Source organism: Sulfobacillus sp. TH-112 (genome assembly GCF_057473405.1).
The window spans coordinates 1-21,447 of record NZ_JBYCKN010000083.1; the positions used below are offsets into that span (position 1 = coordinate 1).

The 21,447-nt window shown below is 54.1% G+C and carries 23 protein-coding genes and 1 pseudogene; 5 read left to right on the forward strand and 19 right to left on the reverse strand.

Annotation, left to right across the window (positions count from 1 at the left end; all coding sequences use genetic code 11):
- Positions 1-96 precede the first annotated feature (96 nt).
- The 9 genes from ACOJWD_RS05450 to ACOJWD_RS05490 form a co-directional block, all read right to left on the reverse strand.
- Complete coding sequence (locus tag ACOJWD_RS05450) at positions 97-1,029, reverse strand: ParB/RepB/Spo0J family partition protein (protein ID WP_486992207.1); 933 nt, start codon at positions 1,027-1,029, stop codon at positions 97-99.
- A complete protein-coding gene (locus ACOJWD_RS05455) occupies positions 1,010-1,711 on the reverse strand; it encodes a ParA family protein (RefSeq protein WP_486992208.1) in 702 nt (233 codons plus the stop codon). Before ACOJWD_RS05455 ends, ACOJWD_RS05450 begins: the two co-directional genes overlap by 20 nt.
- A gap of 28 nt (positions 1,712-1,739) precedes the next feature.
- The gene (locus tag ACOJWD_RS05460; RefSeq protein WP_486992209.1) at positions 1,740-2,192 is read right to left on the reverse strand and encodes a hypothetical protein; all 453 of its coding nucleotides are present in this window, start codon (positions 2,190-2,192) and stop codon (positions 1,740-1,742) included.
- A 20-nt stretch (positions 2,193-2,212) separates the two neighbouring features.
- Positions 2,213-2,638, reverse strand: a complete 426-nt coding sequence (locus ACOJWD_RS05465) for a type II toxin-antitoxin system HicB family antitoxin (RefSeq protein WP_486992210.1) — start codon at positions 2,636-2,638, stop codon at positions 2,213-2,215.
- A 32-nt stretch (positions 2,639-2,670) separates the two neighbouring features.
- Positions 2,671-2,868 carry a type II toxin-antitoxin system HicA family toxin gene (locus tag ACOJWD_RS05470; protein WP_486992211.1) on the reverse strand — a complete coding sequence of 66 codons (198 nt, stop codon included), beginning with the start codon at positions 2,866-2,868 and terminating at the stop codon, positions 2,671-2,673.
- Between the two features lie 138 nt (positions 2,869-3,006).
- Positions 3,007-4,137, reverse strand: a complete 1,131-nt coding sequence (locus tag ACOJWD_RS05475) for a hypothetical protein (protein ID WP_486992212.1) — start codon at positions 4,135-4,137, stop codon at positions 3,007-3,009.
- 1,130 nt (positions 4,138-5,267) lie between these two features.
- Positions 5,268-5,654 (reverse strand): DUF5615 family PIN-like protein, encoded by a 387-nt coding sequence (locus ACOJWD_RS05480; protein ID WP_486992213.1) that lies wholly within the window; start codon positions 5,652-5,654, stop codon positions 5,268-5,270.
- Positions 5,651-5,887, reverse strand: coding sequence for a DUF433 domain-containing protein (locus ACOJWD_RS05485; RefSeq protein WP_486992214.1), 237 nt, complete (start codon positions 5,885-5,887; stop codon positions 5,651-5,653). The genes ACOJWD_RS05480 and ACOJWD_RS05485 overlap by 4 nt, the downstream gene beginning before the upstream one ends.
- Positions 5,888-6,069: 182 nt before the next feature.
- The gene (locus ACOJWD_RS05490) at positions 6,070-6,453 is read right to left on the reverse strand and encodes a DUF6941 family protein (RefSeq protein ID WP_486992215.1); all 384 of its coding nucleotides are present in this window, start codon (positions 6,451-6,453) and stop codon (positions 6,070-6,072) included.
- A gap of 545 nt (positions 6,454-6,998) precedes the next feature.
- Here ACOJWD_RS05490 and ACOJWD_RS05495 point away from each other — a divergent pair.
- Both ACOJWD_RS05495 and ACOJWD_RS05500 read left to right on the forward strand, forming a co-directional pair.
- The gene (locus tag ACOJWD_RS05495; protein WP_486992216.1) at positions 6,999-7,154 is read left to right on the forward strand and encodes a hypothetical protein; all 156 of its coding nucleotides are present in this window, start codon (positions 6,999-7,001) and stop codon (positions 7,152-7,154) included.
- 34 nt (positions 7,155-7,188) lie between these two features.
- A pseudogene (locus tag ACOJWD_RS05500) lies at positions 7,189-7,881 on the forward strand (Tn3 family transposase); the annotation flags it as partial.
- Between the two features lie 181 nt (positions 7,882-8,062).
- On the opposite strand, the gene ACOJWD_RS05505 reads toward ACOJWD_RS05500, so the two are convergent.
- From ACOJWD_RS05505 to ACOJWD_RS05515, 3 genes are all read right to left on the reverse strand, one after another.
- Positions 8,063-9,775: a hypothetical protein gene (locus tag ACOJWD_RS05505; protein WP_486992217.1), complete on the reverse strand. Its 1,713-nt coding sequence runs from the start codon at positions 9,773-9,775 to the stop codon at positions 8,063-8,065.
- Between the two features lie 117 nt (positions 9,776-9,892).
- Positions 9,893-10,561 (reverse strand): DUF2321 domain-containing protein, encoded by a 669-nt coding sequence (locus ACOJWD_RS05510; RefSeq protein WP_486992218.1) that lies wholly within the window; start codon positions 10,559-10,561, stop codon positions 9,893-9,895.
- On the reverse strand, positions 10,491-11,258 hold the full coding sequence (locus ACOJWD_RS05515) for a nucleotidyl cyclase domain-containing protein (protein ID WP_486992219.1): 768 nt from the start codon (positions 11,256-11,258) through the stop codon (positions 10,491-10,493). The genes ACOJWD_RS05510 and ACOJWD_RS05515 overlap by 71 nt, the downstream gene beginning before the upstream one ends.
- A 304-nt stretch (positions 11,259-11,562) precedes the next feature.
- Here ACOJWD_RS05515 and ACOJWD_RS05520 point away from each other — a divergent pair, with 304 nt between their 5' ends.
- Positions 11,563-11,844, forward strand: coding sequence for a class I SAM-dependent methyltransferase (locus tag ACOJWD_RS05520; RefSeq protein WP_486992220.1), 282 nt, complete (start codon positions 11,563-11,565; stop codon positions 11,842-11,844).
- A 777-nt stretch (positions 11,845-12,621) separates the two neighbouring features.
- Here ACOJWD_RS05520 and ACOJWD_RS05525 read toward each other — a convergent pair.
- From ACOJWD_RS05525 to ACOJWD_RS05550, 6 genes are all read right to left on the reverse strand, one after another.
- Positions 12,622-14,007 carry an MFS transporter gene (locus ACOJWD_RS05525; protein WP_486992221.1) on the reverse strand — a complete coding sequence of 462 codons (1,386 nt, stop codon included), beginning with the start codon at positions 14,005-14,007 and terminating at the stop codon, positions 12,622-12,624.
- 299 nt (positions 14,008-14,306) lie between these two features.
- Positions 14,307-15,524: an ATP-grasp domain-containing protein gene (locus ACOJWD_RS05530; RefSeq protein ID WP_486992222.1), complete on the reverse strand. Its 1,218-nt coding sequence runs from the start codon at positions 15,522-15,524 to the stop codon at positions 14,307-14,309.
- A gap of 30 nt (positions 15,525-15,554) precedes the next feature.
- Positions 15,555-16,805, reverse strand: a complete 1,251-nt coding sequence (locus ACOJWD_RS05535; RefSeq protein ID WP_486992223.1) for a hypothetical protein — start codon at positions 16,803-16,805, stop codon at positions 15,555-15,557.
- On the reverse strand, positions 16,798-18,027 hold the full coding sequence (locus ACOJWD_RS05540) for an ATP-grasp domain-containing protein (protein ID WP_486992224.1): 1,230 nt from the start codon (positions 18,025-18,027) through the stop codon (positions 16,798-16,800). Before ACOJWD_RS05540 ends, ACOJWD_RS05535 begins: the two co-directional genes overlap by 8 nt.
- Positions 18,024-18,566: a class IV adenylate cyclase gene (gene cyaB / locus ACOJWD_RS05545; protein ID WP_486992225.1), complete on the reverse strand. Its 543-nt coding sequence runs from the start codon at positions 18,564-18,566 to the stop codon at positions 18,024-18,026. The genes ACOJWD_RS05540 and cyaB overlap by 4 nt, the downstream gene beginning before the upstream one ends.
- A 1-nt stretch (position 18,567) precedes the next feature.
- Positions 18,568-19,572 (reverse strand): radical SAM protein, encoded by a 1,005-nt coding sequence (locus tag ACOJWD_RS05550; RefSeq protein WP_486992226.1) that lies wholly within the window; start codon positions 19,570-19,572, stop codon positions 18,568-18,570.
- A gap of 256 nt (positions 19,573-19,828) precedes the next feature.
- Here ACOJWD_RS05550 and ACOJWD_RS05555 point away from each other — a divergent pair, with 256 nt between their 5' ends.
- Together ACOJWD_RS05555 and ACOJWD_RS05560 are read left to right on the forward strand one after the other, a co-directional pair.
- Positions 19,829-20,086, forward strand: a complete 258-nt coding sequence (locus ACOJWD_RS05555; protein WP_486992227.1) for a phospholipase D-like domain-containing protein — start codon at positions 19,829-19,831, stop codon at positions 20,084-20,086.
- Positions 20,040-20,300 (forward strand): phospholipase D-like domain-containing protein, encoded by a 261-nt coding sequence (locus ACOJWD_RS05560; RefSeq protein WP_486992228.1) that lies wholly within the window; start codon positions 20,040-20,042, stop codon positions 20,298-20,300. The genes ACOJWD_RS05555 and ACOJWD_RS05560 overlap by 47 nt, the downstream gene beginning before the upstream one ends.
- Positions 20,301-20,964: 664 nt before the next feature.
- Here ACOJWD_RS05560 and ACOJWD_RS05565 read toward each other — a convergent pair.
- A complete protein-coding gene (locus ACOJWD_RS05565) occupies positions 20,965-21,237 on the reverse strand; it encodes a hypothetical protein (RefSeq protein ID WP_486992229.1) in 273 nt (90 codons plus the stop codon).
- Positions 21,238-21,447 lie beyond the last annotated feature (210 nt).

Genomic DNA, 21,447 nt, shown 5'->3' on the forward strand with positions numbered 1-21,447 from the left:
ACTGTACCCGGGTACACTTTCGTTCCAAGCCCCGCCGCACTGTACCCGGGTACACTTTCGTTCCAAGCCCCGCCGCACTGTACCCGGGTACACTTTCTATCCGGACACCTCCGTATCGATCCGCATCAAAAGCGCTTGATACATCTGGCGCAGTTCGCGCAGCTCTACCGGGGAGAGGGCCGGAAGAACCTCGGTCACGACCTTGTTGACCCGGTGCTCTTCTTGCGTCAGAAAGGAATACTGCTGAGGTTTGACTCTCTTGGGTACGTCCGCTGCCTCGGCGCCCGAGACCTGATGCAGCAACGCATCCACGTAGGCTTTGAGTTGAGCCTTAGAGGGGTGTGTCTTGGCCACAAACGCCAATGTGTGATCCATCAACCCCGGCGTGCGTTCCTGGCCCGCATTGTCCACTAGACCCGCCAAAATCCGTGCCACCGCCTTACTGACAATCGTGCCATCAACAATGGCTTCGCGGGCCTTGGGATGCCGCCAAATCCGCAGCAGGGAATAAATATAGCTGGCACTGAGCCCGAGTGTTTGCGCCACCGCGTCCACACTGCCCAATTCGTCCCGCAACAGCGCGTAGCCTTCCAGTTCTTCGCCCAAGGTAAAATCCTCGCGTAGCGTGTTTTCGGCCATCATTAAGGCCTTCCATTGTGCGGGCGCCACGGGGAGAATCCGGACCGAAATGCGGGTCCACCCCAGTTGCTGAGCGGCGCGCAAACGGCGTTCGCCCGCAATGAGTCGCCAGCTGTCCGGTAGGTCAGGTTCCGGGGCAACCACCACTGGCTGCAATAAGCCGTGCCGCCGCATACTGTCGGCGAGCTGCGCTAACGCGTCGTCATCAAAGTATGTACGTACATTGACACCGTCCACACGAATCTGATCGAGAGGTAGCTCTGACACGCTGGGCGATGACTCCGTCACTACCTCGGCCGTCTCGCCCGAATGCCGCAGCCGCGAGCCAATCGAATTGGTTAAATCTTGCAACCGATCAAAACCCGACGTGTTATCCGGCTTGCGCGACAAGACGCGTCACCACCCATCCGGCGAGTTCCACATAATCTTGCGCAGCGGTCGAATGCGGCGCGTAGTCGACGAGAGGTTGACCACTTTGGGCCGCCCGATCGACCTCAATACTGGTGCGAATCGCCGGCGCGACCAGATTGCCGGTGCTCGCCGATAAAGCATCTAGCATCACCGCACTTTGACGCGTACGCCGATCGAGACGAATCGGAACAAACCCAATCAACCGGTGAGTCGGAACGAGTTTGAGCAGGTGGTCCACGCCAGCGACCGCATGATAGGATAAATCCACGGGGACCAGGATGGCGTCCGCTACATGCAATAAACTCGTAACCCACGGCGAGCGGGAGGGCGCCGTATCCACCACAATCAAATCATAACGACTGCGAATGGCAGCAAATCGCCGTTGAACGAGATCGTCGGCCACGTCCCACCATTCCTCATCGGGGGAACTCGAGAGCACCTCTAAATGTTCGCGGACCGCCACCGGCTCAAATCGATCCGCCTGGACCCACCGCGCCACCCGCGGTTCCAAGGGTAACGACAATTCGTCTGTGGCATTGCCTTGCAGATCGCCATCAATCAGCAGAACATGCAGGTTGGCATGGGCTAAACTCACTGCTAAATTGACACTCGTGGTCGTTTTGCCAACGCCACCTTTTTGATTATGCACCACTAATACCATCGATCAACACCTCCTCTTTCTGCCCGCGTTAGGGCTGGGCCCCGCGCATGTCGTGGTGTGCGGCGACTGTCCGCGATACCATGACCGTATTCTGCAACGCCGATTCCGGCCCCGACTGTCCCGCCCAGACCCATAACGGCAACGGAATCATCCAGCGCCCATGGACCAGTGCCGCTCCGATTACACGCCGTTGCAAGACCAACTGGCGGATACGCTGAGAGACTACGCCGGCGGCGCGTGCGGCATCGGCGACCGTCCCCACCGTATAGTTGTCCGCACCCCATAAATGCCCAATAGGGGTCACCAACGGCAGGAACTCAAGAGTAGCGAGTAGCGCTACCTCTATCGGTTGGCCGCGGTCCCACGCCTGAAACTCCGGATCCCCAATCCATCGCGCTTCCCCGGTCGTGGCGATCCCCACCTGCAAATGCAGCTCGTGCGGCTGCGGCAAAGCAAAAACCCGCCACTGTCGATGCGACATGTGTTGATCCCCCCTTCCCATTAAGAAGTCGGTCCCGAACGCTCCGCCGTGACCCCGAGCCGCGTTTTCAACGCCTCTTGGAGCACTTGGGAATAATTGAGATGTTCGCGATCTGCCGCCTCGGCCAACCACTTGGGCACGGTTAAATTCTTTTTCACCGATTGATTGGCGATTCGACTACGAATGAGGGGCATCCATGCTTCAATGACCGCAACCATCTCGTCCGCACCTACAGCGGTCGGATGGAGCGGGGACGGGCGCGGAATCGGTTCATGCGCCTCTTCGAGCGTAAATAAATAGAGCTCTAATGCCTCTTTCGCCATCGCAAAGGCGTCGTCCAACGTATCTCCCTCTGTGATACACCCTGGTAAATCGGGAAAGCTCACCGTATATCCATCAATGTCCCCCGGTTCAAAAATCGCCGGAAACACATACCGATCCTCCATCCCGTGTCATCTCCTCTTGTCCTCACACTCTTTCAGGGCACGTGAATCCCTGCTTGTCGCGCAATCTGGCGTACCGTCTTCGGATCTAAATCCTTGCGGGGATGAGGCACGGTCGTTTTGTCCGGTTTGGTCGGATGCACCAGTGGCACATGGGACCCCACCTGATGTTTCACTACCCAGCCGTCGGCGAATAATAACCGCAATATCTCCCGCGACGAGTACGCCTTCACCGATATCACCTCGGACGATTTCTACTATAATGCGTATTACAATGCGTATCAATGATGTATTAACTATACTATAGGACAAAAGCAACTGTAGCGCAAGAGCTAGCTTCGTCACAATGAGTGATATTACACGAGCGAGGATCAGGCGGTCGCCGTCCCCGCCGCCACTTCCTGGAGCAACTCCGGTCGCTCCTGCGCGGCGCGCAACACAAAGGTCCGTTCGGTCAGGGATCCCGGCTTAAACACATGCCGGAACGTGCTGTGTAGCGCGGCCTGCGCCAACTGAGCGGCATACGCATAGAGCGCGGGCAATGCGTCTAATCGCGGGGCAATCTCTGCCCAAAGGGCCTCCTCCGTCGTCTGCTGCGCCATAATTTTTTCCCCTTCGGCGATTTCCTGGGCTTGAGTGGCTTGTTCGCGTAGGATGGTCTGCGCGGTGCGCTGCCGTGTCGCGCGCGCTTCCTGCACCCAGCGAGGGGCCTCCCAGTGCTGAATCAGCGCGTGGTGCATCCAGCCCCCGGGATGGCGGATGGCCCCTTTGGGTGCCGAGAGAATCCAGACGGCTACTTGCGCGATTCGGGCTAAGCTGTACTGTTGGATCCACCGTTGCAGACGAGCGGGATTGAGAGCAAGCGAAGCCAAAAGAAACAACTGAAGGGCCGTGTCCGTGTCAAAGCGGAGGAGGGGCCCGCCCGGTATGAGTTGATCACTCTTCTGAAAGTCCTGGTTTAGATCGATCGTGGTCGCGAAATCCCCTGCGAGGGCTTGTCCCACCTGCAATTCCGGGCCCTCCCCCCCCTGACACTGTGTCGTGGGGCCCCCTGACATTTCTGGCCACACAATCACCGTCTCAGGGGCGATCGGGACTGGCGCCTCAGGCGCGTCCGGACTGGCCCCGGCCACGAGGGGCGCGCGCGTGGGCGTGGGACGTGCGGCCGCCAGTGGCCGCCAGATCGGGAAATAGCGGTTGGTCGCCCCCCCACCATCTTGCCGCGTACGGGCTTGGATGCGCAACAGGCCTTGCACGGTCAACACTTTCAGAGCTCGCTGGATGGTCCGGACCGAGCAATGCAGTTCAGTGGCGAGAAAGCGTTCCGAGAAAATCAAGCCCATCGGCAGCTTCTGGGGCTGTGTTTTCGCCCGCCAGAGAAAGAGAAACAGTTCACGGGTACGGAGATTCAACCCGCGCTCGGCCAAATCGGCTGCGATGAGTTTGAGGGACGGAGACGACACTAAGGTTAACACGGTGGATGTATGGGTAGACTGTGTCATATGAGTTTGATGGTCCCGGTCGTATCCCCGGCGATCTTGACGATTGGAGCGCAATGCCTTAGGATAGTGGGCATACCAATGCCCGAGACGCCGTGTCTCGCCTTTTTGCGAAACCGCCGTCGACCGGTACTATCACAAACCTCCTTTCAATTTGGGAGATACAGCACACAACCTATCTGAGCGCGGAACTTGTCTAGGGCGCCACGCCAGACCGAAACCTTTTCACCACCTTTCATGCAGACGATTGCACGGACACGACCGCGACTAACGGTCGTGTTTGTCGTTTGGGCCGGAGGGAAGAAATCGACGCAAAAATCCCTCGCTGGGTCCGCGCCCACGAGGGTTCAGAGTTGCTATAAGGGGGAGAAAACGGTATAATTCCTTATAACGACTCGACCGCCGTGAGAGCGGTACTGAGTCCAGTGTGGACCGTTGGCTTAGAACGGTTGGCACGTCAGCGCGGGATGGGAGCGGGTGCGAATCCGCTTCTTTTCCGTTTGCGCTGCGTTTCGGATCCTGTGACAGGGCGTGTGCCGTGAACCGACCTGTCTACCAAACGATGGAATCATTGTAAATCAAATGCAAACCGTCTGGCAATGATCCAGGGGCATTTGTTGTCGAGAATCGTCTGCGGGCTCTCATACGCTAATCATGGTGCTGCTCTTCTAATTAAAGGAATTGGCCGCGTCCTGTCGAACGTGAACTTCTGAGAGGAGGGACAGCTCATGGCATGGTCTCCCGTGAATCCGATTCACGACTAAACCATACGGAACATTGTGGGATGTAGAACGTCCCCCACCGAACCACTTCTGGTGGAGGCGGGGGGCTCTTGGATCAGGGGTTTCTGTAGCAATGGAACGAAAATGGCAATAGATTGTTTGAGGACTTATCGCCATTCCGAGAGAATCCCTTGATACGTTAACGGACCGGTTAGTAGCTTATTCGCATCGTGAAGTACTTGGGTGTGGCAAACCTTAGTTTTCCATTCTCCGTGGCAACGTTCCGGCCTCGCCAAAGTCGGCGTCGGATTCTCAGGCTTATCATGACGGGCTCTCGTGGCTTCATGGATGGCGATCAACATGAGATTGATATTCTCTCAAAAACGAGAGAGCGGAAGCCATTGGCGGAGGTCATTGCTTTGAATGCGGTCCTACGACACGTGTCCGCGATGGAGTTAGAATGAGGGCATGTCCTTGCAGCCTATGTTCATATTCCTTGCACTGTTGGTTAACGTAATTTCCAACAGACGGACTGTCCCACGGGGGACGCAAGAACTTGTCCGTCCGCACCACGACAATACCCATACTTTCATTGAGGCGCTCGTTGACGACGCCATGAGCCAAGAACCCGCGATCCTCTGTTAGCACGATACGACTACTCGCAAGCGCGTACAAAAAAACGGTCGGATCGCCAACGCCTGGGTCACACCATGGAAAATGCCAGTCCACGTCGTGTCCCAAGCACACAAGTTGTCGGGCTACGCCTTGAAAGAACCCATGGTCAGCCACAAATCTCATTCGTCATCATCAGGGGCGCCCAACTGTTCTGGCGAGAATAACTGTGCGATGCGCAAAACTTCGCGTACCTGATCAAAGGTCAGGTTATATTCGATAGCAAGTTGCTCTACTGGCATCCCATTCTCGGCATGGCTCTTAAGGACCCATACGGGCACACGAGTACCGGTAACAACCGGGTGGCCTGCAAGAACATTAGGGTTTCTTTCGATCCATGGGGAATCGAGGAGCATCATGCCGCGCCCTCCTTCCTTTCCATTGTACTGCCCTATTAAGGGCACTATTCTTGGATCTAATTTTACTACTACTCCTGTCGCCCATATAGAGTTCACAGCTGTGGAAGACACGCTGGATGCGTCACGACCCAGATAAGAACGTTGACGAAGAAGTAGTTTATTCATTGGATCGGCAGTTTGGATCACGGCTCTATCCTTTCTATGGGGACGAGAAGCTCGCCGACAAATTCATCGTTTTGCCAAAGACGTACTCGAAACTCGCCTGGTTCGCTCAGGGGAGAAAGTACTCGCAACATGCTATATAGGGCCGTGGTATGCGGAGTCTGTATAGTCGCATCGCGCTCGATGGGATGCGGCTGGAGCTCTATTCCGGGCCCCTCGACAGTCCAGTGAGTAGGCAAGGTTTCCGCATCTGCGCCTTCAATGCGGGCTAGAACGTAGAACGAGGCGACGGGGAATGAAGGACTGAACAAAAGTTTATCAAAGATACCGACTACGATGCCCTTCCCCTGTCGATCCACGCCAGCATGATCTGCGGCAATCATATACGTAGCTCGTATCGCCATGCTCCTTGTCTCCTTTTGCGAATTACTGCCGTCGGCGCCAGCCGTACGCTCGTAATGGATGCTCAGGCACTCTCAACAGCACCTGAGGACCCACCAATGGTCGCGTTGACCATTAGGTTCCCCCGCAGTCGCGTCAACTGGGACGCCCAAAGGCGAACGACTCGATGGTCCATGGAGGCCATTATCAGGAAAACTATAACACAGACCCGAAGTAAGCGTATGGGTTTATCCCTCTTTTGTTGGGCGCTGGACAAAAGTGTTCAGTGGGCGCAATTACTCCGAGCGCTGGGGCCCGGCATCGTGGTATAGAACGCTTTCAATGCCGCCGGCAGTCAGGGACGTGATCGACTCAGAAGCCCTCGGTTTTCCAGACTGAACCCCAACTCCCCGTCTTTCATTAGGTGAAATGCTGCGGATTCGAGGGCGAGAACGCAGCAAGATCCAGGGGCTTCCTACACCGGACCGCACACATGAAACCTCCCACCCGCCGAGAAATTGGGATATGATGCGTGTGTCTAAAAATTCCAATGTGTGGAGGAATCTCGATGAATTTTCTTCGTGTGGCTACTCAAGACGATGTGGGTGTGATTGCGGACCTCATACAGGAAAAGCGCCTCCAGTACGAAAACTACCAGCCGATATTTTGGCGGGTGGCACCATCCGCGCGGGACAACCACGCTGCGCGTCATCATACGGGCTGACGGCCGCGCGGTGCCGATTCTCCATGTAATTGGGAGCGATCTGATTTTTGGCCTGTTTGGCTTGCTGGGCTACCAATTCAGCCCACGTCTCGCCGATGTCGGCGAGGCCCGCTTTTGGCGCATAGATGCAGAGTCCGATTACGGGGTGCTCAATCGCCTGGCCCGCCAGCGCATTCGTGCCGACCTCATTATCCGCCATTGGGACGACCTGTTGCGGGTCGCGGGATCGTTGAAGTGGGGGACCGTGAATGCCACCGCACTGATTCAATCCCTGCAGCACGGGGGGCGACCGACCCTGCTGGGGCGCGCCATCGGGAAACTCGGTCGGATTTACAAAACTTGGTATCTGTTGGCTTGTTTGGATGACGCAAGCTACCGGCGGCGGATTCTCACCCAGCTGAATCGGGGCGAAGCGCGACACAGTCTCGCCCGGGCGGTGTTCTACGGGAAACGGGGCGAATTGCATCAAGCCTACCGCGAAGGTCAAGAGGATCAACTGAACGCGCTGGGGTTGGTCGTCAATGCCATTGTGCTGTGGAATACGCGATACATGGAACAGGCGCTTGCATTAATCCGCCAGCGCGGAACCACGGTGTTGGACGACGACGTGGCGCGTCTCTCCCCGCTCGGGCATGACCACATTACCATGTTGGGGCACTACTCCTTCGAGGTCCCCGAGGTCGTCGCCCAAGGTCATCTCCGGCCACTATCGTCGTTGGATGAGTAGGTACCCAATCCTATTGCCATTTTCGTTCCATTGCTACAGAAACCCCGATCACTCCGGGCTTTACTCGATAGGGCAGAAATCGACGAATGACATGATGGCGCCTCCTTTGGACATGCCTGGTACACACACTTCGTCCAGATGTTTTAGTGCCCGATGCCGCGTCGCTCGAGACGCAGTGCGTTCAATAAATGTCGAATCGATTGGTCCCGTTGTTGAAGAAACTGACCGGCCCATCTTCGGACACTTTGAGAACAAATAGGACCCCGTCTAAGATTGAGAAATTTTTCGCGGCTAACGTGCGGGCTCCTTCACCCGGCCCTTTGGCATTCTCCGGTATTTTCGCCATGAGACCGAAATCTACAACAGTACCATGCGACGTCAACAGCGTAGCCCCGTCAATCTGACAGAGCCTCCGGAAGAAATATTTATCCATATCGCGGACATCCATGGGCGCGTGGCCATCCGCTGGCGCCAAAAAAGTTTTGTGCAACAAGAAAGTGTCCTGGGCGTGTTGGGCGGTGTCATCAATGATGGATTGCGTAGCCTGTGATTGGGCCACAATCAATAAGGCGCCGATGTGCGCATGACTCAGATCTAATACCCGATCCGCTAGACTCTCCGAGACAGCCAACAACGTCTCCAAATCAAAAGAAGGGCTCAAGGTGCTACCCGTAGCAGGCTGACTTTCATGGTAAATGGCGACCATTTTTTCTAGAGCGCCTTTGAATGCATCCGGGACGGTGTCCCAATCGAGGCTGGGGAACAACGATTGTGTAAAAGTTGACCAAAACTTTTGGAAATCTGGTTGGAGAGTCAAGTGCTCGAATTCCTCTAGCATGGATTGTACTGCTCGCATGAGTAGAATAACCTGCTCCGGATTATCCATATGACTCAGCACTTCAGTAAACATGGCGCTCGGTGACGCTATGTCTGCTGCTAGTTGCATTGAGGGAATGTTATTGCCGTATTTCAGTTCTTTTGCTAGTAATTCCACGGCAATCTGCGATTCTAATACAATCCCATCGTGAAACCGCCAGGTTCCCCCGGCCCATTGGACGTACGTGCGCGGCCCAAGTTCACATCGGAAGCGCCCGTCATGAACGTACCCATAGATCATGGGGGGCCAGCCCTCCGTAATCTGGTTGGTGATGCGATTGGACCACTCATGAGCGCGAAGCGTGGCTTGCAGTACCTCTTGGAAGATGGCCGGATACTGGATGAGGGTCTCATCGTTGTGAGCAAATTGTTCAGCGATCGCCTCTTGTAGCCAGTAACGGATAAGCCACCGGTCCGTTTGCCGTTCGGCGTCCGACATCACTTGGTCGCGAATTTCGTGCGTGTTCGCTTGTTTTTTTGCCAGCCCAAGGATCGTCCCCCGACCGTCGACAACGTAAGCGATACTCCGTCCATCTGCCAAGACATAGGCTTGTTTAGACGAGCGTAGGAAGTCCACATTTAGTTGCTGTCCGGAAAACTCTACGAACGAAAGCGACCGCGTGGCAAGGATTGTCCGAATCTCTGCCACAGTTAACCCTGTCGTTAAGAGGAAGCCCACTTCGGCTCTCTTATTTTCATAGGTAAAGGAACTGACTTGCTTCATGGCATCTAAGAAATCCTGCAAGTCGGCCACATGGTCCTGACCGGTGAGTAAGATGCTCACCGCTACATCAGGAAGCGTGGCTTTCATGTAATGCTGGGCGGTGACTCCTTGGGGGAAGTCCTCCGCCTGGAGCATGCCCACAGCCGTATTGAATGCGTCTAAAAAGCGCGGGAAATAGGCGGCCGCGGGCCAGTGCAGCGAAGCCTTAGACACCACCCGGCCCTGCTCCCAGGTTAATGGATACGTCGGGCCCACCAGGTTTTGGCAAATCGTTACTATATCTTCATGATTCATCCGTCATCGCCTCCGTGTTTGCAGATCGTATGTGATCCCGTATTTCTGCTCAGACCAGTGAATCACGCGGTCGTCCATAGTACACATAGAGTGGCCTGTGATTGAACTGGAATTGTGCTAATGTCCCCACAGAATTTTCTTGATGGTTTCGCTGGCGACCTGAACGACGAGATCGCGAAGCGTGTCCTTGGCCGGGCCTGTGACCTTGTCCACCACGCGCCGTATTTTTTCGGCCGCCACCGAGGAGTAAGGCGTGTCCTGCGATAGAGCGGCCACGTTCTCCCGAAAGGTGTCTTTATCTTGATCAGACGTCAGGACCAACTCCGCGAAGTCCTGCGCAGCCTGAATGGCTTGTTCTGTCCACGGAAAGGGCGCACTGCAATGATTGCAATACGCCGGGACGTGATATCGGATAAGGGAGGCATTGTGACTTTTTCCCCGAATGGAATGATGACATTTGGGGCATTGATGGATTTCTTGAGCCCCACATCGCGAGCAGAAATCGCTATGGTGGTGCGGTGCAGTGTGCCAGTAACCATTGTTTAAGTGACCATTGAAGCAGATTTGAGCGACATCGTATTCGTTCAGGGGGAACCCTCCTTCACGGGAAGTAATTAGTATGGTATGGCATGGAGCGATACGGGCGACCAGGGTCAGAGAAGGGATCGCGCATAGTGTGGTGCCCCACCCATTTGAGCCTCCCGAGCCGGCCCCGTCAATCGGTATGGCCGTCAATGAACGGGATAAAGGTAATGTTTGTTGCGCGGGGCCGGAGTAGTCCGTCAATGGATTCGGGGAGATCTTGAATAATTTCGTGGAGAGCCTCGAATGGGACAGATACGAGCGAGCCGTTTTGATTGTCGTCGACTTCTCCCGTCAGAATCAACGACGTCACGTATGACGTGGGCTTCCCGTCCGCGAAATCAGGGATCTCCACCTCCACGCCAACGGTCTCAAACGTAGCCGGCCGGCGAGGAAGATAGAAATTAAACCGTGAGTGTTTCTTCACGTCGGCCACGGTCATCACCGTCTGAGCTCCCCACTCCTTCCCAACGGCGGTTATCGGTTCACGGTCCCGGGGCGACAGGCGCACGGCATCGGTCCGCATCACCGGCATCGGATCCTCTTCGGCAATGCCCCGAATGTATACTGTATCTTCCATGAAATACTCCGTCACCTCCTCGTCCATGAGATCGGTCGCGTGCCCGTCGGCGAAGACGACCCCGGAGGGGCGGGCTTTGTCCATGAGCCGAGCGGCTAGATTTAAGCAGCGACCAGTGTAATCGAGGACGATGCCGTCCGAAATCAGTCGCGTCGCCGAGCCGCGCGCCACGCCAATGCCCAATTGTTGAGGAACCGCAAAGTTCACCATCAGGTCATCAGCCGTCAAGGTGGGGAAATCGTCGACGAGTGCGATACAGCGCTGGAGCACTGCGCTCACCAGAGGCACGACCTGTTCTGAGGTGTCCGGCAGGCGATGCACGATAAGGAGACCGTCCCCGGTGGGTTTAAAGAAGGCCGCATCGGCGAACACCTGGGTGAGTACGTAGTGATATACCGCCCGTAGGTAATAGGCGGCATCAAACGATTCCGCCTGCGTGGTGAAAGACGAGAAGCCGCGAATATCGAGGAACGTGGCGAGCTGTTTTGGCTAAGTTCTTTTGCCAACGGTCTGACTAATGGCCACAAGATCAGCACCCCCGAATTCGGGGGTTTTTTAGTACCATCAGGAAAAAAAATACGACCGAGGGCGAAAAAGGTGGTCGCCTGCCCGCGGTCAGATCTCGGTGATCTATGGCCATTATATATCTTTCGGTGTCGTTGCGTCACGTGCTCGATGGACAAGTGGCAAGGGCAGTAAAGCGCTCCGCGCGGCGTTGGCTACGGGTCGTCACATTCTCATTGCGGTCTACGCGATCTTGCGCGATTCCGAAACGGTGTTTACCGACGTGGGGCGGGACTACTTTGACCGGTGGGCCCCCCGCGCGAGGGTGCAGCGGGAAATTCGGCGAATCCAATCCCTGGGCTATCGGGTGACCGTCGAACCACTTACTCCGGCAGGCAGCTAACCGGGACGATCCACGGTCCAGCGAGGAACCCCTTCACCGCCCTGCCCTACGGAATACGCTCTCGAACCGCCTTCGTTGGTAGCGACTCGTGGGAACGGGCCTACTGTTGTGCGGTCCCGCGGCAATTTGGGCAGACGTTATTTTTCACAGGAGGAAATGGCTCTTGGGCACTTTTGGTGAAGCTTACTATTTGTTATCTAAAATTGTCCAAAATCACTTGCCACGCCGCCATTAAGGTCGTATTCTAGTGGCAAAATCAATCCAACAATCCCTCCACAACAGCGGGGAATTTCTCCTGACGAAGTTGCACCAAAAGTGCCCAAGAGCCGAGGAAATGGACAAATTCAGCAAGAAAAATCCCCACTCAGGTGGGGATTTTTTTCGATCGACGTCAGTGGGGTCGAAAAGGTCAAAAGCGAGCCCCGATCATTTCTCCCTGAGACTGCTTGATAAGCCTGATGCTACTGATAACTTTGCCAGCGGGTGAGGACTTCCGCTGCCATCGTGAGGAGCCGACGGCCTTCGCGGTCGTCGCTCGTCGTGGGCGCCGCGCGAAGCGGCGGCATGGGTCATGCAACGGAGTCCTCTCGGACAAGATGACAGGGCCCCAGTATTCCGACGTGGTCGCGTTGGTGGCCAACAGATTGACCCCAAACCACGTGTGGGCTCAGTCTTCGCACCAGGCATCTCCCGCGTACGGGTCGAGGGTCGCCACCGCCGTCTGGAACCAATCCTCGCGGCTGAGGGGCGAGACCATCCACCAAGCGTGGGTCAGGCTCAACACAGGGCCACAATGCGCATAACGGGCTCGTGGTCGCCATCGCGGGGGCGGAACGATGAAGAGCGCCGTAGAGGCGCGGGCCACCGTGAGACGGCGGGTGAGTCGGAGCATCCGGGGTAACACGATTTGGCCGGATCCGGGATACCTAAGCGCGGTCCCCCAAAAAACACGCGGCTCCCCAGCACTACAGTGCCGACAAAGAACATAAACGTGACAACGGCCGACATCCAGAGTCCCTGATGCAAGGATTCTGACTGCCCATGTGTGACGAGAGGGATAAGGCCCAGCGAGAGGATGGAAAGTGCAAAACTGCGAGCAGAAGATATACGGCCCCGCAAGTCTGCACCAACCCGATCCTGAAGCGTTGTCATGAAGGAGGCCACCGAAACTGTATTCGCAGCGCCAAAGAGGATCATGATGGACGCCAAATAGATAATCTGATGGACAGAGGACAGTCCCACAAATAGAATTGTTTCTGAGCCAAGTGCACCGAGAATAGCCATTCTGTAACCAAGCCGGCGGATAATCCTCGGAGACAAAGAGCTAGTCAACAATGAGCCTAAGGCAAAACTACCGTCAAGAACAGACAACCAGTAGACCTGGTTGTGAAGATCCACAGCCACGATCGGAACCAACGCAATGTTCAGAAACGAGACCACAAGAAAGTCACCAGAGACAAGTAGCATATGAAAGGCCAAAGCCCACTGCCCCTGTAAATATTTCAGAACTTGGGCCCAATCATCGATAAAAGACCGTGGCGTGTCTTCACCTTCATCCTGATGTGTCAAGCGTGGCACTCTGATTGCGGCGACTGCGCCCGCAGCTAATAGATAGGAAATGCCGTTGACGGCAAAGGCGGGAGTCGGGCCTAACAAGTAAATCAGAGGCCCGGCAATGGCGACACCGAGCATTTGACCAGCTTGCACTACAGTACCGCGTATGGAATTAAAGAGTAGTAACTGGTCGCCCCCGGCGATAAGCGGCCCCAGAGAGAAATTCGCAGAGCGGTAGAACGGCCGGGCAACATTGATCGCAACGACCGCTGTTGCAACCCACCAAAACACGTGCCCATTAGCTAGAAATATGCTGCTTGCACAGACGATGGAGCCGCGCGCAAGGTCGGCCACCACCATGACGGTCGAGGGTCGCCCGCGGTCGACGACGGGGCCTGCGATCAATTGCAATCCAAACGTAAGGATATTTTCGATAATTAAAGTTAGCCCAAAGTCCACCGTGGAACCCGTCGCGTCGTATAGCAATTTGGCAACGGCGAGGTTTTGGATACCGGTACCGATGTTCGTAACAAAGACCGAGACCAATACCCATCGTGCGGCAGCGGAGAGATTTCTCCAGGTGGGTAATGGCACCGATGAGTTAACCATAGTCGTCTCACCTACTGGCAATATTGTGGGTTGGCCTTGTTCACTCATTTCATGACTTGAGTTTCGTAGCCTCATAATAGAGAGGTTTTCAGCCCGATTCAGCTGCTAGCACTTGAAATGCGCCACTTTGTCCTCATTCCAGTTTAGCGCTGCGTGAGGGAGAGTTCGCTCCGACTGCGATACATCTCGCCGTTCGTGCCCGCTAAATTACGAAGCACGGCTGGACACTGTGGTTGCTCTACTGGAGAGCGGGCTCTCCCATCCCCTGACAACTGAATGGCTGATTTGAACTCTGATGTTCAGAGTTTTTCGGCCTCTTGAGTTGCTGTGCTCCACACGACGTGCGTCTCGAACCAGTTTAGCGCCTCGTTCAAGCGCATTGTAACGACCTCTTCGGTAGCGCCCTCCACGACAATGGAGCCAACGCAATCTATGCTTGATTGCGGGGCGCTAAACGTTTTGCCAGGAGAACCCCAGGGAACATAGCTCATAACCCAGTCAAAGGGAAATGCGTCTGGGATTGAGACCAAGGTCCCCTTTCTCTGGGGCAAGAAGACTCCGCCGGATAGGGTTCGGTGTTGTGCTGGAAAATGGGGTTTTTCATTGGGACGCAAAACTTGCAGTCTTACGGAGGTACCGTCCAGATCGACCCCGTACGCTGTATTTACAGCCGTGCCCAATTGGGCTCCACCCGTTCTCGAACCAATCTCACATAACACCAACTCGCCATCAGGTTTGATGAAAACCTCTGCGTGAAACGAGCTATACCGGGGACTGGGCAAAACCTCGATGACACGTTGAATAAACAGGCCCAATGTTCGGTAGTAATCCGATCCCGAATCCAACAGATGATACATGACCGTTTTGTTGGATAAATGCGAAAGACAACCGTGATCGTATTTACTAGCGGAATAGAAGGCGAGATGGTGGTCCACAATCAATCCGTCGACTGTGTACATATCCCCCTCGACAAATTCCTCGATATCCAACGGCTCATCGGGCACGGCCCGGAAGAACTCTTTTAATTCCCCCTCATCTTGAACAACTGTCACTTTCCGTGAGGCCATCCCATCAACGGGTTTAATGATCACCGGGAATCCGTGAGTGTTGACAAAGCCAATAATATCAAGTGAGGAAGTCGCTCTTGCGAATTGGGGTACTCTAATGCCACCCTTTTGCAACAATGTCTTCATGACGGTCTTGTCTCTGTATGCGGTAGCGCTTTCGACATTTTGTCCGTTTAAGCCTAGGTACTCGCGGAGCCTCGCGGCTCGTAAAATTTCAGCTTCATCGAGAGCAATAATGGTATGGAACGGGCGGTGTTCAAATAAACGTATAGCCTCTAATTCGACATTCCAGTTCGAGCGAAAGTGTTCGAACACACTTTGGTTGTCAAAGTGGTACTGCGAGGCAGTGGTTGAGGAGGTGAAGAAAAGTACTTTTTCCGGGATGCCCTGCAACCATTCTTCGTAATGACCCAGGGATTGAGAAAATCGATTTAAAATGAGAATGGCCATGAAATTCACTCCTTTTTTAAGATTGTTCGATCATCGACGACCAAATCGGAACCCCTCAGTGGTCTGTTCAGATAACAAATCTCGAATGTCTGTGTATTCAGATGGGTCAAAGGATAATGCCTTATTGCGTATAGAGTTGCGTTGCCGTATAAAGGGCCCGAACAAATCCCGCAAGTCTGCGGTCGCACCGTCCTCCACAATCCACTCGGGGCGAAGGCCGTGTTCCTCCATAATTCGTTTGGCATCAGTCTCATCGACCGGGCGATTGCTGGACAAGGCTGTTAACTGTTTGGCGATAGTGTGTGAGTAACGGTTTATTTTCACGCGTAAGTGTTCGACAACCGCCTCGGGCAGCCCCAGCGTGTAGCCTTGGCTGCGCGCACAATGCTTAACAGCATTTATACTGTGCAACCAGTCATCCAACCCGAGTTGCGCTCCATGGATTAGAAAGGCGACTTCTCGTAACAATCGTTTAAATACATGTCCCGGACCCCGAGCACTGACATCCCATAATCCATCAGCGGCTAAAAAAACGATAGCTCTGACAAACGTCGCTATACGGTTAACATCGAAGGACGTTCTCGCAAATCTCCAGCCGTTGACCACCTCCCATATCTCCTTGAACAAGATTGATTCATAAAGGCTGCCAGCACCAGTCAACATCATTACCAGGCGTTCCTGAAAAATGGCCGTGTCCGTGAACCAGAACCCGTCGGAATGAATGAATCCAATAGAACCAACAGGCACAAGCCCATGCTTATAGCCAATATACATATAAGAATACAGTCCCTGTGGCCGTGATGACCCGATACGAAAAGGCGCCAGATGCTGCCATGGAAAAATGTTGTCGGGCAGGATATCGACTTGGCGAAATCCGGACAACAGGTCACGATCGGCGGCACACCGAACATAAATCGAGTCGTGTCTAAATCCGAGAGCAAATAAAAATTCTAGCACGTCCTGAATGACCTCTCCAGGACTGGACACTTTCATGTGAAAGAGCGATAACGACTGCTCCAAAGGATTAGCCAGCGGAGTTGTGCCAACCCCATCCAATTTGTTGCCGAAGAAAACGCGCTGCCGGCATCTGTAATTCTTTCTAGAGGTGTGGTCGAGGTCATCGAAGAGTTCGATGTGCGCGGCTATCGCCGCCATGATGAAATAAGTCTCAGCCGATGGAGGCCGTATTAGAGCCGCTTCAGGCAACCCAACAAATGCTTTTTGCGAATACAGATTGTCAAAAACCCCTATTACTTCACGTGATACGTTGGTTTCAATCATCCGCGTTACCTAATTGATAAGTTATGAAGTTAGCTGCTTCCTGGCAACGTGATCGGCTTTCATTGGCGGACCGCCCGCTGGCGATGACCGAGAAGGCACGATCAAAGGAATTGCGTACGGGACCGATCGAGTCTCCAACTGTCTTGGCCAAGGATACGTTGACGACTCCGGGGATAGATCGAGCCTGGTCCTCGCCCTGAACATCGATAACTCGCCCGCGAGTGGATGGGGTATAAAACATAATGCTGGAATACGTGCCCCGTTGATGCCCGACAGAGCACACCGATTCCAATGTATCCAATACACTTTCACCAATACTTTGTTTCGCGACCAAAGAGTAGAGGTTTAAGCCATAGACTTCATTGATAAGGTCTGGAATCGAGTCCCCTCCCGTTCGTGTATGCGTCTCAACCGCTACGGGTCCACCTGGAGTGAATATCAATTCGGTATGCGTGGGGCCGTATTGTACGCCGAGTGCATCAAGAAATTTGTTCATGTACCGTTCGATTGCAAGCTGCGCCGTACTATCCAGCATCGCGGGGAACGAGTGGCCAGTTTCAACGAACGTCACCGGGTCCTTTAACTTCTCGGTGATGCCAATAACGAAGTGGATGCCGTTTTCGGACATGGCTTCTACACTGTATTCGCTACCGGGGATGAACTGCTCGACAATCAAGCGCTGTCCCACCAGAGAGTCAATCATGGCTCTCTTGGAAACAAAGTCGTCAAAGCTAGCACACTTGATGATATGCTCGCTCGCCCAACCTGATCGGGGCTTTACGATAAGTGGATACCCATACCGTTCCCCGAAGCGAACAATGTCGTCGAGAGTATCGACCGGCAAGAACGGCACGGACGGGATATTCTTCTCCAACAACACTTTACGCATGGCGCACTTATCGATGACGGCGTCCAGGGTGGCCCGACTATGAAACGCTAGATGAAGAGCCTCCGCAATGACACCGGCTTTGTCTTGGTCGAGTTCATGGTATGCCACGACGTGGTCAAAAGGATCTCGCCGGTGAATTGCTTCTGCGCAGGCGACCCACTCTGCGTTACAGGATTCATCCAGACCGAGAACTCGACGGTGCAAAGCCTTGTCTTCCGAACGAATTTTGCTGAGGCGTTTAATATTCGTTGTACGCACATGCGTGATGGCGACAAGTTCCTGTTGGATCAGGCGCATCGAACCTATTACCAATACGTGCTTCTGGTCAGTCATCGCTCGCTCTGCACCCTCTTCATTAAGGTTACATAGCCATCAGTAACCAAGGAACTGTCAGCGAGCCCAAAGATTCTTGCCGCGTTTTTGAGGATCTCGCGACCAGTTGCGATGTCCTCCCCATCGTATAGAACCTCCATCTCAGCAAAGGTGCCCAATGACCTCACATCGTCGAGACAAATCGTGATGCTCTTCCAGATATGGATATCACGTTGCTTGGCGATGTCCAGGACTCGTGACAGGACGTTGTCCAAGAAATCCAGAAAGAAGGAAGTATGATGAAATGGCAATTCTACTTCGTGCTCATCCCAAACCCCGGATTCAATAGTGGTTTTTCTTGTAAACAGTGTACGATCGTTGAGTTTACGCAAACGGTATATCGTGGACCCTGGATCATCGCCTTCGTGTTCGTGCCCTTTGATCTTGTAATAAATGTCGTGTTGAGTTTCACTACCGACGTAACGGGCTCCCATTTGCGCCAGCACCTGCTCAAACGCGTCCCGGCGATCCAGCGCGAATCTTAGTTCGATCTCCTTCAACCTATAACAGCCTCCTCCGGTCACCAAAATTATGTATCTCGTGAAATTGAGGCGTATTCCGAAATTCTGAAAGAGCGATGTACGTTTCATCTGTCGTACGATGGACGCATAATCGTATCATGTGGCGCCCAAGATGATTTTCTAGCCGTAATCCGTAAAAATACTCGCCGCAGGTGCCATTGGCGTAAAGCGGGCAGTCACTGCACATAGTGTCCAGATATTGAGGACGAAGAATTTTAAAGCCGATGCGACCTTTGTTGGGCAGCACGTAATATATAGTGCCACTCGAACTTCCTAAAATGTACTTACGTCGCTGTTCATGCGCACCTAAGTCAGCCAAAAGCTCACGAACCGCCGTGACCGACTCAGCAAGTCGTTGAACCTCATGCAAAACACGAACCTCGAGCTTATGTTCGTTGGCCCACTCGATGACGTCCTTGACGCGCGGAGCATCGGCCCCGGAGGCCATGACTGTGTTCAACTTAACTTCTATGCCAGCATCTCGTGCTCCAAGAATGCTGGCAAATTGGTCCGCGTGTCGGCCTTTCATCCACTGAAAGGTCCGGTCGATTTGAGTGGAGTGCAACTCCGCAGTGTCAATTGCATGCAAACTAAAGTTTATACCGTCAATGCCTGACATGTAGATTTTTTGCATGATCCGGTCGTTGTTGCCAACACTGGTCATCTTCACCTTGTAGCCATGTTCTTTGAGAAAACGGATAATGTCTACGATGTTAGGGTGCTGAGTAGGCTCGCCGCCAGTCAAATGTACTTCCCGAATACCTAACTCTGCGGTGACTCGAAGAAATTGCCTAGCGAAATCACCGTCAAATGTGATGTCCTTGGTAACATTCGGATCCCTTTCGCCAGTGCCTTCATTGTGGCACCACCAACAATTCCACTGACAACGGTCAGTTACCTTCAGGCGAATGGAGTTAAGCGGGACAAAAGAGCTGTTAGCATTGGGTTGTAAAAAATTCAGGGTGTCATAATCTGAGTTCTGCATAATCGTCCTCCTTTTCATTTTACCATGAATTAACTATGAACTTTGTCTATTTTGCCCCCTAGGAGTGCGTTTGGCAAGACGGGATTAGTTGCTGCAGAGATTCCTCAAGGTCGGACATTAGCACCGGGCGCGAACGAGTTAGAGACTTTTGGGGTTTCCCAGGCTGCCCCCATCCAAAAATCGTTGGACATGGTCGCCGAAAATCGAAGCGCGGATTTCATGAACCGACCGCCTTCGCGGCGGGATGGGCGTGATTGTGCCGGAGAACCTGCGTTATGTCGGAATCAAAGACCAGCGGAGCACCCAAGCCGTGCGCATCGTTCGGAGGGCCCCCGCACGGTTTGAGGGGACGTACGCCTTTGACCATGCCAAGTATCTGGTCATCAACCCGGGCACCCCGCATGCCCTCGCCATTGTCGGGAGCGCCAACGAGACCTATTGCGCCTTCGCGGGAGATAATGCCGAAGATGATATCGAGACCACGGCACTGCGCGAGGTGTTTCACGCCGATTAGTCCGGCCGTGCCGGGGCTCTATGCGGCCTTAGCCCAGCATGGGTCTCAGGCGCGGGTCTTGGTACCGCCGGACGCCCTCAAGACGGCTGAAGGGAGAATAGCCGCCCATCAGTTGCGGGTTGCCGGGGTCCAGCTCCGGACGTTGGCCACACCCTATGTCCATGCCAAATTGATTATCACCGCTCACGAGACGTTTGTCGGGTCAGAAAATTGATCGGAGCCCAGTCTGACGCAGAATCGCGAAGTGGGGCTGGTAACGTCCAATGTCCGCATCCACATGCAGGCCTTAGCCTGGTTTAATGCGTTGTGGGCCCACGCCCACCCCATCCTATGATCATAACAAGGAGAGAGACCCTATGACGCCATCATCGACACCGCCTCCAATGCTCTATACCCCCCGGGAGGTGGCCACACTGTTACGCTGTAGTCCAAGCCAGTGGTCCACTGAAGAGGGAAGGCTAAAGGAGAATGCTTAGGAAAATTAATACCTCCTCCGTGATTCATGTACAAAACCACAGCATTTATATAGCGTTGCGCTGCTTCATTCGTCGACGTTGGCCAATGTGCATTGGATTGATAGGATGCTTGCTCACCAGGCACTACTGACACTGAACCCGATGTACTCGACGATGCACCAACCCCGGAGCAATGTTCCGTCCCATTTTCATTGACCCCTGCGTTTTTGCCCTCGGATGCGTAGCAGAAGAGGCCGCTGCCGACCGGGAGCCCCCACAAACAGCCGCACAGAAGGCCTGCCAGCGCAATTCGAGGGCCGTGACGTATATTTACACCTTTCATTGTCTTAAGAGCCCCTTCCTGACCCCCTTAAATTTGCTCTCTGTTAAAGCAAAACAAGTTAACCATTCCTCCTGCAGAACTCATTGCCGCATTGCTTCCCATTCCCCATTTGGTAATTTCTGTGGTTGCCAGTAGTCGTGTTCAAGACTCTGACAAAGTCTTGCCAGATGCTCCGGATCGAGGTCGTCGAATCCCCAGGGATGCGGATAATCGGCATGATGCACATACAAGGTCCCAGGGACTGCGGTCACTTGTAGCATGCGTACCCCAGGCAACACTACGGTACGCGTCGTCCCAACGAACGTCACCCCGTTAGCATCCGCCCGCAATAGGCCTCGGTCTACGGTTGTCATACGCGACTTCCCTTGAACAACGGTACCAATCCCCACTCCACTAACCATTTCGGCCCAGTGCCCCAATCGCGGGGCCTAATACTTGTACTCCACTTTTCATCGATTCCGCGTCAGTTATGGGTGAGTTTAAGCGCTATCCAGATGTATCGTTAAAAACTTACACAGTCTAACTCACTCATTTATAATGGGATAGAGATTGGCAGGAGAAGC